Origin of the sequence: Georgenia sp. SYP-B2076 (assembly GCF_003991205.1) — a bacterium.
GTDB lineage: Bacteria > Actinomycetota > Actinomycetes > Actinomycetales > Actinomycetaceae > Georgenia.
Genome location: NZ_RXOZ01000022.1, coordinates 280,981 through 294,215 on the forward strand (window position 1 = coordinate 280,981; position 13,235 = coordinate 294,215).

Annotated in this window: 11 protein-coding genes; 1 reads left to right on the forward strand and 10 read right to left on the reverse strand. The window is 68.7% G+C overall.

Annotated features, from left to right (window positions below):
- Nucleotides 1–96: 96 nt before the first annotated feature.
- From EJK16_RS10615 to EJK16_RS10660, 10 genes are all read right to left on the reverse strand, one after another.
- Nucleotides 97–879 carry an NADPH-dependent F420 reductase gene (locus tag EJK16_RS10615; RefSeq protein WP_370276011.1) on the reverse strand — a complete coding sequence of 261 codons (783 nt, stop codon included), beginning with the start codon at nucleotides 877–879 and terminating at the stop codon, nucleotides 97–99.
- Between the two features lie 23 nt (nucleotides 880–902).
- Nucleotides 903–1,295, reverse strand: coding sequence for an EthD domain-containing protein (locus EJK16_RS10620; protein ID WP_127129075.1), 393 nt, complete (start codon nucleotides 1,293–1,295; stop codon nucleotides 903–905).
- Between the two features lie 85 nt (nucleotides 1,296–1,380).
- Complete coding sequence (locus EJK16_RS10625) at nucleotides 1,381–2,673, reverse strand: cytochrome P450 (protein ID WP_127129077.1); 1,293 nt, start codon at nucleotides 2,671–2,673, stop codon at nucleotides 1,381–1,383.
- 72 nt (nucleotides 2,674–2,745) lie between these two features.
- Nucleotides 2,746–4,377, reverse strand: a complete 1,632-nt coding sequence (locus EJK16_RS10630) for a GMC family oxidoreductase (RefSeq protein ID WP_127129079.1) — start codon at nucleotides 4,375–4,377, stop codon at nucleotides 2,746–2,748.
- Nucleotides 4,378–4,444: 67 nt separating this feature from the next.
- Nucleotides 4,445–5,902, reverse strand: a complete 1,458-nt coding sequence (locus EJK16_RS10635; protein ID WP_127129081.1) for an aldehyde dehydrogenase — start codon at nucleotides 5,900–5,902, stop codon at nucleotides 4,445–4,447.
- 96 nt (nucleotides 5,903–5,998) lie between these two features.
- Nucleotides 5,999–6,316, reverse strand: a complete 318-nt coding sequence (locus tag EJK16_RS10640; protein ID WP_127129083.1) for a 2Fe-2S iron-sulfur cluster-binding protein — start codon at nucleotides 6,314–6,316, stop codon at nucleotides 5,999–6,001.
- Between the two features lie 15 nt (nucleotides 6,317–6,331).
- On the reverse strand, nucleotides 6,332–7,567 hold the full coding sequence (locus EJK16_RS10645) for an NAD(P)/FAD-dependent oxidoreductase (RefSeq protein WP_164737294.1): 1,236 nt from the start codon (nucleotides 7,565–7,567) through the stop codon (nucleotides 6,332–6,334).
- A gap of 2 nt (nucleotides 7,568–7,569) precedes the next feature.
- Nucleotides 7,570–8,868, reverse strand: coding sequence for a cytochrome P450 (locus tag EJK16_RS10650; RefSeq protein WP_127129087.1), 1,299 nt, complete (start codon nucleotides 8,866–8,868; stop codon nucleotides 7,570–7,572).
- Nucleotides 8,869–8,915: 47 nt separating this feature from the next.
- Nucleotides 8,916–9,419, reverse strand: coding sequence for a nuclear transport factor 2 family protein (locus EJK16_RS10655; protein ID WP_127129089.1), 504 nt, complete (start codon nucleotides 9,417–9,419; stop codon nucleotides 8,916–8,918).
- A 619-nt stretch (nucleotides 9,420–10,038) separates the two neighbouring features.
- A complete protein-coding gene (locus tag EJK16_RS10660; protein ID WP_164737295.1) occupies nucleotides 10,039–10,962 on the reverse strand; it encodes a LysR family transcriptional regulator in 924 nt (307 codons plus the stop codon).
- A gap of 738 nt (nucleotides 10,963–11,700) precedes the next feature.
- Between EJK16_RS10660 and EJK16_RS10665 the strand changes: the two genes are divergently transcribed.
- On the forward strand, nucleotides 11,701–12,624 hold the full coding sequence (locus EJK16_RS10665) for an SDR family NAD(P)-dependent oxidoreductase (RefSeq protein WP_164737296.1): 924 nt from the start codon (nucleotides 11,701–11,703) through the stop codon (nucleotides 12,622–12,624).
- The last annotated feature ends 611 nt before the right edge of the window (nucleotides 12,625–13,235 follow it).

Sequence of the window (13,235 nt, forward strand, 5' to 3'; positions counted from 1 at the left end):
TTCGTCGGCGCACCTGGACCGCCCCAACCTCCGTTCGAGCCGGCGGCATCTGCCGTGAGGTTGAGCGAACGGACGGACCGGTAGTAGCACCGGGCGTCACGAGATGGCTTGGTGGTCCCGGTCCGCCTGGCGCAGCTCCGTCCGGATTCTCTCGGCAGATGTGGGCCGGGCGTCGGCGACGCCACCAGGTCCCATGTACGGGGCGACGTACGCGGGGGTGTCCCGTTGGAAGCGCCACCCCTCGGACAACGGGCCGGCGTCCACCGCGTCGTACCCCAGCCGGTCGAGCAGGTCGATCACCGCCGCCTTCGCGGCCTGGTCGTCGCCCGCGACCGGCAGGGCGGTTCGATCGTCCGAGCCGGCGGGACGGGCAAGCCGGGGCAGCGTGTCGGCAGCGATGCTGTTGAGACCCTTGACGACCTTGGAGTTCGCCAGGTGCGCCTGCAGCAGCTCGCTCGTCGTCGTCGACGCGTCGTCGAGCTCGGGAATCTGCCCGTCGCGAGCGGGGTAGTAGTTGGTCGCGTCGATCACCACCTTGTCGGTGAAGGCTTCCACCGGTAGGTCGGCGCACGCCTTCAGGGGCACCGCCACGAGGACCACGCGCCCGTTCCGTGCGGCGTCGGCCGCAGAGCCCGCGCGTGCGTGCTCGCCGAGCTCGGAGACCGCATCCGCCAGGCTCTCCGGCCCTCGCGAGTTGCTCAGCACGACGTCAAATCCCGCCCGCACGGCCAGGCGTGCCACCGCCCTGCCGACGTTGCCGCTCCCGATGATTCCAATCGTCATGCCGTCTCCTGCCACGAGTACCTCCTGCCGTCCCCGCCTTGGGGACCGACCTCTTCTCGGACGACGGGATGCCACGAGAGTTACCTCCCGAGGCATCCCGCCTGCGAGCCCGGGTCTGCTCACTCCACGCCGACGGCAGCCTCTTCGCGGTGCGGCTCGCGAGGTGACGCCTCGGGGATCCAGGTGAACCGCTCCACATCGAAGATCTCGAAGTGGCTGCAGAACCCGATGTCGTCCTCGGCGGCCTCCAGCCATGCCGGCGAGTTGCCGATGTTCTGCTTGGACTCCTCGGAGTCGAACTGCATGACGACCAGGGCGTCGGGCTTGGGGGCGCCGCCGATGACTGGCCACCCCTCCTGGGCGTTGTTGTTCATGAACGTCTCGTACCAGACGAGGCCGGGGATCTTCTTCCCGATCTGTGCGTGCACGTCCTTGTAGTGCGTGCGGAACTCCTCGTACGTGGTGCCTGCCCAGCGGTAGACCTCGAAGGCGAGGTAGGGTCCGTCGGCCATGGTGTCTTCCTTCTTTTGTGGTGTTTGGACTTGTGTTGGGGGCGTTCCGCTGGTTGCCCCGGCGGAGGTGAGTTCGGGACGGGCGTCAGGCCGGAGTGATCCGGACCGGCAGCGTCTTCGGTCCGGACAGGAAGTTGGCGGCCACGTACTGCGGCTCTCCGGCGAGCTCAACCTTCGCCAGACGCGGGATGAGCTCCTCGAGGAGGATGCGCATCTCGAGACGGGCGACGTGCTGCCCGATGCACTGGTGTGGGCCGTACCCGAACGCGATGTGCTTGTTGGGCTTGCGAGTGATGTCGAAGGTGTCGGGGTTCTCGAAGACCTCCTCGTCGCGGTTCGCGGAGGGGTAGAGCAGCATGACGCCGTCGCCCTGGAGGAGGGTCTGGCCCCTGAACTCGGTGTCCTCCTTGACGACACGGAAGAAGTGCTTGACGGGTGAGACCCAGCGGAGCGCCTCTTCGACGACCCCTGGCACGAGGCTGGGGTCGGCGCGGACGGCCTCGAGCTGCTCCGGATGGCGGCAGAACTGCTCGATCGCGCCCGAGATCGTCGAGGACGTGGTGTCGTGCCCGGCGGTGGCGATGGCTACGTAGTAGCCGTTGACGAATGACTCGGGCAGGTATTCGCCGTCGACCTTGGCGTTGGCGATGATCGATGCGAGGTCGTCGGTCGGGTTCCGGCGGCGGTCGGCCGACAGGACGTTGAAGTAGTCGAAGAATTCCTGGAGCGTCGCCTTCCATGCCCGCGCGCTGGCGCCGTCGCTGTCGTCGACGTCGTCCCGCTTGGTGTCCTCGTCCGTGGTGCCGAACAGGCTCTGGGTGAGGTGCAGCATCCTGGGTTCGTCCTCGGGCGGGACGCCGAACAGGCTCATGATCACGCGGAGCGGGTAGTAGAGCGCGAAGTCCTTGACGATGTCTACCGTGCGCTCGCCTGTGATGAGGCGGTCGACGGCGCTCTTCGCCAGCGTGCGGATGTCCTCTTCCCGCTTGCGGACGTTCGCCGGCATGAACCACGCCGTCGTGACGTTCTTGATCTTGGTGTGCTCGGGCGCGTCCATGTAGGCGAGGGTGTCCTGGGTGCGCTTGTCGCCGTTGGTGGCGCGCATGTACTCCCGACCGGCCTTGTCGAGCAGGAACGGGTCGGCCATGGCGCTGGAGAAGATCTGCGGCGTCTTCTCGATCTCCATGATGTCGGCGTGCTTGGTCGCGAGCCACGTCCGGTCGTAGCCCTCGATGTGGGTGAGGCCGAACGGCTGGTTCTTCCTCAGCCAGGCCAGTGCGGGGTAGGTGATGTGTTCCTCGTCCGCGTAGGGCCCGGGGAGCATCACGGCCTGCGCGAGGTCGTCCGGCACACGGGTGGAGCTGAGCAGATCTGTCATCGTTGACGCCTTTCGGGTGCGTGGCCGGTGGCGGCTCGGGCCGCCACCGGCCATCTCGTCAGGAGGTGCTGGTCACGCCACGCCGGTCGTCGCGGCCAGGAAGGGGCACTGCGCCGCCTCCGGCTCGCGCGCGGATCGGATGCCCTTGAGGAGGTCGGCCGCCTTCTCGCCGATCATGATCGAGGGGGCGTTGGTGTTTCCGCTGGTGATCTGCGGCATCACGGAGGCGTCGGCGATGCGAAGGCCCTCGATGCCGTGCACCCGGAGCTCGGGGTCGACGACTCCGGTCTCCGGGGTGCCGATCCGGCACGTGCCGGCCGCGTGGTACATGTGCTGCGTCTCGGCGCGGACCCAGTGCTCCATCATGTCCTTGTCGACCGCCGGGCCGGGGTTCACCCGCTCCGTGATCAGCCCCCTGAGCGGCTCCTGGTTGGTCAGCTCGGTGACGAAGTCAAGCGCCCTCAGCACGGCGTCGACCTCGGACTGCTGGCTCAGGAGGTTGCTCACGATCCTCGGTGCGGCGTGCGGGTCGGAGGAGCGCAGCTTGACCGACCCGCGTGATGACGGGCCGTTGTAGGACAGGCCGATCGACATGCCGGGCGTGGAGGGCGCCCGGAAGCCGTGGTCCCAGAACCAGCCGGGGACGAAGATGATCTGGAAGTCCGGGCTGGCCAGCGCCGGGTCGGACTTCCACATGACTGCTGCTTCCCCCGCGGCGGAGCTCAGCACGCCGGACCGGGACTGCGTCCACTCCTCGAGGGCGCCGTGCGCCCCCGCCACTGCGAGGGTGTTGGGCTGGTCGGTGGCGTAGTGCGTGAGGGTGAAGGGATGGTCCTGGAGGTTCTGCCCGACCTGGGGCAGGTCGAGGACGACGTCGACGCCCACCTCCCGCAGGTGCTCCGCGGGTCCGAGGCCCGAGAGCATGAGGAGCTGGGGGGTGTTGTAGGCACCGGCGCTGAGGACGACCTCGCCCCGGGCGTGCGCCGTGACGACCTCGCCGTCGTGCTCGTACTCGACGCCGACGGCTCGTCCGTTCTCGACGAGGACCCGTCGCGCCGTCGCCCTGGTGACGAGGGTGAAGTTCGAGCGGCCGAGCGCCGGCCGCAGAAACGCGTCGGCGGTTGAGCACCGCTGGCCATCGCGAACCGTGACCTGGAGCAGACCCACCCCTGCCTGCTTCTCCCCGTTGAAGTCGGGGTTGGCCTCGATCCCGAGGTTGAGGGCTGCCTCGATGTAGGCGTCGGCGTAGCCGCTGAACCAGCGCTGGGTCGTCACGTGGAGCGGTCCGTCGGTGCCGTGGTACTCGTCGCGGATGTCGGGGTTGTTCTCGGACCGCTTGAAGTAGGGCAGCACCTCCTCGTAGGACCAGCCGGTCGCCCCGTGGTCGGTGGCCCACTGGTCGAAGTCCTCGTGCGTGCCTCGCATGTAGAACATGGCGTTCAGCGAGGAGCTGCCGCCGAGGACCTTGCCGCGCGGCAGGTAGACGCGTCGGCCATGGAGTCCTGGTTCCGCCTCGGAGTTGTAGTTCCAGTCCTTCTCGCCCTGGAACAGGCCCGAGAAGAGGAGCGGCGTGCGGATGAGGTCGTCGTCGTCGTCCCCGCCCGCCTCGAGGAGGAGGACGCGGTGTCCGTCCTCGCTGAGACGTCCTGCGACGACGCAGCCGGCGGAGCCCGCGCCGACGACGATGTAGTCGTACTCCGTCATGGTGTCTGTCCAATCTTCGTCATTGATGGGTGGAGGTGACTGCACGGGCGGAACCCGCCGGTGGCCGTCACGGCACGTTGTAGATCGTCTTGGATACCTGGTAGGCGGCCAGCCCCTCGGGGCCTTGCTCTCGGCCGAGACCGCTGGCCTTCACCCCGCCGAACGGGGACCCGATGTCGTGGCTGTAGTAGTTGATGCCCAGGCCGCCGGAGTCGACGTGCCGGGCCACCTCGATCGCCCGCTCGGTGTCGCGGCTCCACACCGACCCGCCGAGCCCGAACTCGTTGTCGTTCGCGAGTGCGATCGCCTCGGCGTCCGTCTCGTAGGGGATGACGGCGAGGACCGGGCCGAAGATCTCCTCGCGGGCGATCGTGTCGGTGTTGGAGACGTCGGCGAAGACGGTCGGCTCGACGAAGTAGCCACGGTCCAGGCCGGCGGGCCGCTTGCCACCGGTCGTCAGACGCCCGCCCTCGGCGATCCCCTTGGCGATGTAACCCTCGACCCGCTCGCGCTGCCGCTCGGAGGCGAGCGGCCCGATCTCGGTCACCGGGTCAAGCGCGTCTCCGACCTTGAGCGCGGCGACGGTCTCGGTGATCCAGTCGACCACCTCGCCGTAGCGGGACCGCGGGGCGAGGATACGGGTGGAGACGTAACAGGTCTGTCCCTGGTTTTGCAGGGTCGCATTGACGAAGTCCGCCGTGTGCGACGCGAGGTCGGCGTCGTCCAGCACGATGGCGGCCGACTTGCCGCCGAGCTCGAGGGTGACCGGGCGCAGGAGCCGCCCGCAGGCCTCACCGATGGAGCGACCGGCGGCCGTCGAGCCGGTGAACCCGACCTTGTCGACCCCCGGGTGGGAGACCAGGTAGGCGCCGACCTCGCGCCCGGCGGGCACAAAGTTGAGGACACCCGCCGGGATGCCGGCTTCCTCGGCGGCCTCCGCGATCAGGTAGGAGTCGAGGACGGTCTCAGGCGAGGGCTTGATGACCATCGTGCAGCCCGCAGCCAGCGCGGGGGCGATCTTGGTGAAGGCGAGCGCCTGGGGAAAGTTCCAGGGGACGATCGCGGCGACGACGCCGACGGGCTCCTGGCGAACCCGGGTGGCCCGTCCGAAGACGCCCTCGCGGCGCTCCTCGATCCCGTCGCGGATCAGGCCCGCGTAGTAGCGCAGCGCGACTGGTGGGAAGCCGCCCTCGACCGCCTCGGACATCGAGATTGGCATGCCGTTCTGGTTGCTGACGAGGCGGGCGGTCTGGCCGGCCCGCTTCTCGACGGCGTCCGCGAAGCGCTCGATCGTATCGGCGCGGCGCCCGACGTCCCACCGCGACCAGCCCTGCGGGTCGTCGAACGCGGCGCGCGCGGCTGTGACGGCACGGTCGACGTCGCCCTCGGCGGCCTCGGGCGCGTGGCCGATGACCTCTTCGGTGGAGGCGGAGACGGCGGTGAAGGTCCGCTCCGTCGTCGGCGCGACCCACTCACCGCCGATGTATAGGCGGTCGCGGGTGATGGTTTCCTGTGTCACGGTCATGACTACTCCTCTTCGTTGGGGGCTTGCCCGCCGAGCGCTGCGCTGGGATTCGGCCGAGCGGCGGTGACTGTTCGGGGATGGCTGGTGCTGGGGCGTTCAGCCCTGGGAGGCCGGCGTGCGCACGCACAGCCCGTCGTGGTCGGGCCGCAAGAGCAGCTGGCACGACAGGCGTGAGTTCGGCTCGACGCCATCGAGAAACTCCAGCAGCGACGACTCCTCGGGGGCCGGCTCGTCGAACGTGTCGCACCAGCCCTGGTCGAGGTAGACGTGGCAGGTGGCGCAGGAGCAGCCGCCGCCGCATTCGGCGACGATGCCGTCGACGCCGTTGAGCACGGCCGCCTCCATGAGGCTCATGCCGGGCTCGGTCTCGACGGGCTGCGGGACGCCGTCGGCGGTGGTGTAGGTGATCTTCATCGGAACCTCCGAGAATCAGGCGGGGACGAGCTCCCGCAGGGGGACAGTGGAATCGGGCAGCAGGTCGACCGACGGTGTGGCGCGGGAGGCGATCCACTTCTTGCCGGCCATGAAGTCGCCCGCCGAGTTCACGGCCTCAACGGCCACCAGGCGCTGCTGGGCGTCGAGGTGGTAGATCGCGAACTGCCCGGCGTCCGGATCGCCTCGGACGACGTGATGATTGGCCCCCACGAGGAGACCGGCGATCTTGACCTTCAGGTCGTACTGGTCGGACCAGAACCACGGGACCTCGGGCCGCGGGGGCGGCGCGCCGACGATGGCGGCAGCCGCCTGCTTCGCCTGCTCGCCGGCGTTCGGGATGCTTTCGAGCCGGAAGCGCCCGTCGTAGCCGGCGACCTCTCGCCGCGTGACGTCCCCGACCGCGTAGACGCCGGGGACGCTGGTGCGCGCGCCCCCGTCGACCAGGACGCCGCCGTCGCAGTCGGCGCCGACCTCCCGGGCGAGATCATCGCGCGGATCGGCTCCGACCCCGATGACCACGGCGTCGCACTCGAGCTCCGTGCCGTCCGCGAGGCGCACGGCGCGGGCGCTGCCGTCCGCTCCTTCGACGATCTCCGTCACCGAGGCCTCGAGCATGATCTCGACGCCCTGGTCCCGGTGATAACGGGTGACGGCCTGGGAGAGCACCGGGCTCGCGATGCGCTGGAGCAACCGCGCCTCACGCTCGACGACCGTGACGGCGCAGCCGGATCGCCGTGCGGCGGCGGCCACCTCGAGGCCGATGAACCCGCCGCCGACGATGACGATCCGTGCGCCGTTCCGCAGCACCTGGCGGAACGCGACCGCCTCGCGGAACGTGCGGAGTGTCCAGCACCCGGCGCGCGGCAGGCTCAGCGGAATAGCGCGCGCCCGCGCACCGGTTGCGAGGACGAGGGTGTCGAACGAGAGGACGTCGCCGTCGTCCAGCACTGCGCGCCCGGAACCATGGTCGACCGAGGTGACGCGTCGGCCGAGACGGAGATCGACGTCGTTGTCCTGAAACCAGGTGGGGCCCTTGAGGAGCTCCGGCTGGGCGTCGTCGGACAGGTACGCCTTGGAGACGGGCGGGCGATGGTACGGGTGCTCCGCCTCGGCACCGAGGACCGTCACGTGCCCGGCGAAGCCGTACTGCCGGAGCGCGACCGCCGTGGCGGTGCCGGCGTGGCCGGCCCCGACGACCAAGACGCTGGTGGGCGCGCTGGACGGGCCCATCGTCATGCCTTCCGGAAGCGGATGGGCAGGGTCTTCAAGCCGGAGAGGTAGTTGGCCTCGACGTAGTTGACGGGCCCGGCGAGCTCGAAGGACTTGAGCCGGGGCAGGAGCTCCTCGAAGAAGATGCGCATCTCGAGCTTCGCGACGTGCTGTCCGATGCACTGATGGGGCCCGTACCCGAACGCGATGTGCTTGTTCGGGCGGCGCGTGATGTCGAACTCCCACGGGTTGTCGAAGACGTCCTCGTCGCGGTTCGCGGAGGGGTACATGAGCATGACGCTCTGCCCGGCCTCGAGACGGCGGCCGCGGAAGTCGGTGTCCTCGCCGACGATGCGGTGGAAATGCTTCACCGGCGAGGCCCAGCGCAGTGCCTCGTCTACCAGTCCGGGGATCAGGCTCGGGTCGGCCTGGGCTGCTTGGAACTGCTCCTGACGGCTCGCCAGCTGCTGGATCGCCGTCGCCGTGGTCGCGGAGGTGGTGTCGTGACCGGCTGTGGCGATCGCGATGTAGTAGCCGTTCACGAAGGAGTCGGGAAGGTACTCGCCGTCGACCTTGGCGTTAGCGATGATGGAGGCGAGGTCGTCCGTGGGCTCCGCCCTCCGGGCGGCGGCCAGCTCGTTGAAGTAGGCGTGGAACTCCAGGATGGCCGCGCGCCAGGCACGTGCGGCGGCCTCGGGGGTGGCGGGGACGTCCTTCCGCTGGTGCTCCGGGTCGGAGTTGCCGAACATGTCCTGCGTCAGCTTGAGCATGGTCGGCTCATCCTGCTCGGGGACGCCGAAGAGGCTCATGACGACGTGCAGCGGGTAGTACAGGGCGACGTCCTTGACGAAGTCGCACTCGCCGTCGAAGGACAGCAGCTTCTCCACCGACGCCCGTGCGATTCGTCGGATCGACTCCTCGCGGGTGCGGACATTCGCCGGCATGAACCACGCGCTGGTGACGTTCTTGATCTTGGTGTGCTCCGGCGCGTCCATGTTGGCGAGGGTGTCGAGCCCGCGCCGGCCCTCGTTCATCTCCTTGAGGAACTCGGTGTCGACGCTGGAGTTGATGTAGGGCTCACCGAGTCCGCTGCGGAAGATCTTCGGGGTCTTCTCGATCTCCATGATGTCGGCGTGCTTCGTCGCCAACCAGATCGGGGCGTACCCGTCCACCTCCGCCCGGGCGAACGGCATGTTCGCCCGAAGCCAGGCGAGGGCCGGGTGGACGATGCCTGCCTCGTCCCGGTAGGAGGAGGGGAGGATCACGGAGCGCGCGACGTCGTCGGGGATGACGACCTGTTCCTGGTCGATAACGGTGGACATCTGTTTCTCCTCTTCGGTGGTGTGCTCAGTCGTAGGCGGGGGCTCGGTCAGAAGACGCTCGCGTCCTCGTTGCCGCGGGTCCACACCATGCGCAGCTGCATCTTGCTGAGGAGCCAGCCCTCGTCGGTGCGTCGGAACTCCCACCGGTAGGGGCCACCGATGTCGAAGTGCTCCCCCGGTTTCGACGGGTCGGGGATGCCGGCGAACCACAGGTACGCCGTCCCGGTGGCGGAGTCTGCGGCGATCTCGAACTGCATGTTGGTCATCGAGTGCTGCATGTCGACGTACGACGCCTCAGCGGCCTCGCAGACCTCGCGGATCTTCTCGCGTCCGTGGTGAGTGCCGAACGGCCCGAAGTCGAACTCCGCGTCCTCGACGAAGCACCGCATCCATCCGTCCCAGTCCTTGGCATCGGATGTCCGGCAGTACCTGTTCATCAGGCTGCCGAGGGCTTCCTTGTCCTCGAGGACCTGGAGACGGCGCAGCACCTCAGCGAGCCGTTGAGCGAGCTCGACGACGGTCATGTCTTCGGTGACGATGGTTCCGGCCATGGTTTCCCCCTCTGACGCGGCCCCGGAGGAGCCCGGTGCGTCGGTGCCGTCTGCGGCGACCACATCCACTGACGACGTCCTCGTCGTGTCGCGGTGGGTAGGTTCGTCTGCGTCGACGGCTCCTGCTGACTCCTTCAGCCTGCCGGTGGGCCAAAGGTCCCGGTAGCCGTTGATTGGGCATCAGGGGATGCTTCGCCCGCATCACCTGTGGTGGCGCTCAGGTGCCGGACAGCAAGCGCGCCGGCCATTCCGCGTTGGGGCCCGGCCGGCAGGTTCGTGCGAGGGCGAACCTCAGGTCAGGTGGGGACGCTCGCGCCCACCCGCATGACACACCGGGACGACGTGGCGGAGGTCGCCCCTCTCGCCCAGCGAGGTGCGGGTCATCCAGACGGCGCCGCCCGTGGACCTCGGGTGTCGAGCGTCCACGACCACGAATGCCCTCGCTCGAGGGCGACTCGCACGACGTGCGCCCCTAGTCCCGTGACGCGGCCGGTGACGGACCATGTGGACACGCCTGCCCGTCGTGGTGCCCTTCGGGCGTGTTGCTCCCACGGTCCGTGTGCACCGCAGGTCGCGGCGCCATCTAATCGTTGACCAAGGCAATGTAGAGGTTCCCTGGTCAGGTCAGGAGCACGCCGCCCTCGATGCGGTTGACGAACTTTCGTGTCACGCGCCGGGCGCAGGCCGCGAACTCCAGCACCTCCGGGCGCGCCTCGCCCCGGCGCGTGGCGACCGCGGCGACGGACAGCGGCGCACCGTCAAGAATCACCGCCGCCATCGGCTCCGAGGCGATGTACCCCACCGAGCCCTGGGAGATCGGCATGACGCCACCCGTCGTCATCATGGCGTAGCGGAGCTCCGCCATAGTGGCCACCGGACGGCGATGCACCTCGGCCCTACCTCCTCGCTGCTGCTTGAGCAACCAGAAGTCGTTCCAGTAGTCCGGCACCCCGATCATTTCCACCATCGGCAGGTCGAGGATGCCGTCGACGTCGACCCGCGCGAAGCGTGCGATCGGGTTGTCCGCGCGGCAGCCAAGAGCGAGGGGCTCTCCGAAGAGCGGTTCGACCACGAGTTGCTCCCCCCGGTACGGCGGCCGGACCAGTGCGACATCAACGGCTTCTTGCTCGATACGACTGAACTGGTCGACGAAGGTGAGTTCCTGGACGTGGATCTCCACTCCCCGGACGCGTTCGGCGTAGGCCGCGAAGATCGCCTCGGTCAGCTTCGATGCCGAGACGGCTCCGGCGATCACGCCGACCGTGACAGGGCGGCTGGGTCGAGCGGCGCGGCGGACGGCGTCAGACACCCGCTCCATCCTTTGGATGATGTCCTGCACGTGCGCAAGAAGCTCACCGCCGGCCGGGGTGAGGTCCACGCCACGATGGGATCGGACGAGCAGCTGGGCCCCGACTTCTCGCTCCAGCTTCTGGAGCGAGCGGGAGACGGCCGGCTGGGCCACCATCAGCTTCCGGGCGCCCGCGTGGATACTGCCCTCCTCGGCCACCGCAAGGAAGATCTTGAGAAGCTCGACGTCGAGCAATTGCGTCCTCCGGCTGCGTCCGTGCTTGGGTTGGACCTCGGCGTGGGCGTGCGTACCGAATGGCTGAACGCCCCGCATGCAGTCCCGAGTCTAGGAAGGCGTCACGGCCAGGACAAAGTCGTCTCTGCGGCGGTCTTGACCTTGGGAGGTCAGCCCGTCTGACGAGCGGACGCCGGCAACCGATGAGGCGCCCTGGACCCCCATCGCGCAGACAGCGTCGTGATAGGTCATTGCTGAGTCTCCTTCGACGTCTCGCGCGAGGTCTGGCGTCGCCGAGCCGCGGGCCTGGTTCGGATAACGAGGTGGAAGGTGTCGGATCATGCGGCCGGGACGGCAGCGCCGACCCTGTCGTCCGCGGCGCGCGGCGACGTGGCGGGCGTCGATGCCGCCGGAAGGCGGCCTCCTCGCCCGGGGACGTTTCCAGTCATCTGAGCGCTGCCGTGGCACCCGTCGGAGACTTGACTGACTGCGCACAGCCCCCGACGGCGGCGCCGGCGATATCGACCACCCGACCGGACGGGTTGATGGCCTGCCCGGTCCTGTAGAGATCCTGCAGCCTGCGGTGGTGTGTACCGCCTAGGAGCGCTCAGTCGCGCTCCTTGCGCGCTCTTGGATGGCACGGTCCGGGGACGTATGGGAAAGGACTGCGACCGAGAGTTTGTTGTCACGGTTGCAAGTACATGGCGGCAGCTCCTGCATCTCGCACGGTGCTCCGTCAGCATCGAACAGGAGGACTTCATGTTGGACTTCAATGGTCGCGTCGCGATCGTCACGGGCGCCGGGCAGGGCATGGGCAAGGCCCACGCGATGACCTTGGCCTCTCGCGGTGCGCGTGTCGTGGTCAATGACGTGGTCGCGGCCAACGCGCAGGCTGTCGTCAAGGAGATCACCGACGCGGGCGGGAAGGCTGTCGCCGACACCCACGACGTCGCGGCAGCTGCTGAGGGCATCGTTACGACCGCGATCGACAGCTTCGGTCAGCTCGACGTCGTCGTCGCCAACGCCGGCATTCTCCGGGTCGGCCTGTTCGGCGAGCAGCCCAAGGACGAGTTCTGGAAGGTCTTCGACGTCTCCTTCAAGGGCACCGTGGAACTGGCCCACGCCGCGTGGCCGCACCTCGTCGAGTCGGGTTCCGGGCGGCTGATCCTGATCTCCTCCAGCGGTGTGCTGGCCAACCCGGGCGCGGCCGCCTACGGCGCAGCCAAGGGCGCGATCTGGGCGCTCGGTAACACCCTGGCGATGGAGGGCGACCGGGTCGGCGTGCAGGTCACCACGATCATGCCGACCGCCTGGACCCCGATGACGGAGTCCGCCTACAGCCACCCCACCATCATCTCGACCCTGCGTGATGCCATGGGTCCCGAGAAGGTTGCCGCATTCATCACGTACCTGGCCCACCAGGACACCACCGTGCACGGCGACTTCTTCCAGGTCGGCGGCAACCACGCGGGCCGGCTGGTGCTCTCGGGCCTTCCGCGCGTCTTCGTGGCGGACGGGTCGGCCGAAGAGTGGGCTGAGAAGGCTGACGAGCTCCGCGCCGACTCCGACACGGTCGAGCCGTTCAGGGTGACCGGCGACCAGTTCGCCTCCGAGATGATCGCGTCCAACCCCTCGGTGGCCGACGCGTTCAAGGACATCAACACGGCCGACCTGGGCGCCTGACACCACGACGTAACCGACCTGCCCGGCTCTGCACCATTCCGTGAGCCAGAGCCGGGCAGCCGGCGGGCGCCTGACCAGTCAGCAAGGGGCACCTCGCCGACGCGGCCGGCTTTCTTGCCGTTCTGCGTGCCCGACACCCACGGGGTGCTGCGGGAGACGCTCTGGGACATCTGGGAGCTCCCGCGACTCCCCCGACCGGTCTGCCTATAGGCGAACCGCGCGCGCCAGATGGGGGCATGGGGATCGTCATCGAGCATGTCATCCCGCGGCGGCTCCTGCTCGACCAACTCGTCCGCGACGCCGACACCCCCAGCCGCGACCGGGCAATCGGTTTGAGGCCGGACTGAGTTCGGCCGTCGTCACACAGGACGACCACAAGCTCATCTTCGCCCCGCTAGACGACGCAACCGCCACGGAGGCATGGCCGCGCCAGACTGCACGCCGAGCAGGCGGTCCGACTCAGCGCGGGTCCTGGCGTGGCCCGATGACGCCCTACCCGAGGCCGCGACGGAGCCCCCACGTCATCCGGCTCGTGCACCATCCGGTGTGTCATGGCTACATCGATGGCTACATGACTGGCGTGGTAACGGCACGGGCGCGGCCCGACCGCG

Excerpts from the sequence above, each read along its gene's own strand:
- EJK16_RS10615 (WP_370276011.1), bottom strand. The coding sequence starts at position 879 with ATGCCTCGGGAGGTAACTCTCGTGGCATCCCGTCGTCCGAGAAGAGGT.
- EJK16_RS10620 (WP_127129075.1), bottom strand. The coding sequence starts at position 1,295 with ATGGCCGACGGACCCTACCTCGCCTTCGAGGTCTACCGCTGGGCAGGC.
- EJK16_RS10625 (WP_127129077.1), bottom strand. The coding sequence starts at position 2,673 with ATGACAGATCTGCTCAGCTCCACCCGTGTGCCGGACGACCTCGCGCAG.
- EJK16_RS10630 (WP_127129079.1), bottom strand. The coding sequence starts at position 4,377 with ATGACGGAGTACGACTACATCGTCGTCGGCGCGGGCTCCGCCGGCTGC.
- EJK16_RS10635 (WP_127129081.1), bottom strand. The coding sequence starts at position 5,902 with ATGACCGTGACACAGGAAACCATCACCCGCGACCGCCTATACATCGGC.
- EJK16_RS10640 (WP_127129083.1), bottom strand. The coding sequence starts at position 6,316 with ATGAAGATCACCTACACCACCGCCGACGGCGTCCCGCAGCCCGTCGAG.
- EJK16_RS10645 (WP_164737294.1), bottom strand. The coding sequence starts at position 7,567 with ATGGGCCCGTCCAGCGCGCCCACCAGCGTCTTGGTCGTCGGGGCCGGC.
- EJK16_RS10650 (WP_127129087.1), bottom strand. The coding sequence starts at position 8,868 with ATGTCCACCGTTATCGACCAGGAACAGGTCGTCATCCCCGACGACGTC.
- EJK16_RS10655 (WP_127129089.1), bottom strand. The coding sequence starts at position 9,419 with ATGGCCGGAACCATCGTCACCGAAGACATGACCGTCGTCGAGCTCGCT.
- EJK16_RS10665 (WP_164737296.1), top strand. The coding sequence starts at position 11,701 with ATGTTGGACTTCAATGGTCGCGTCGCGATCGTCACGGGCGCCGGGCAG.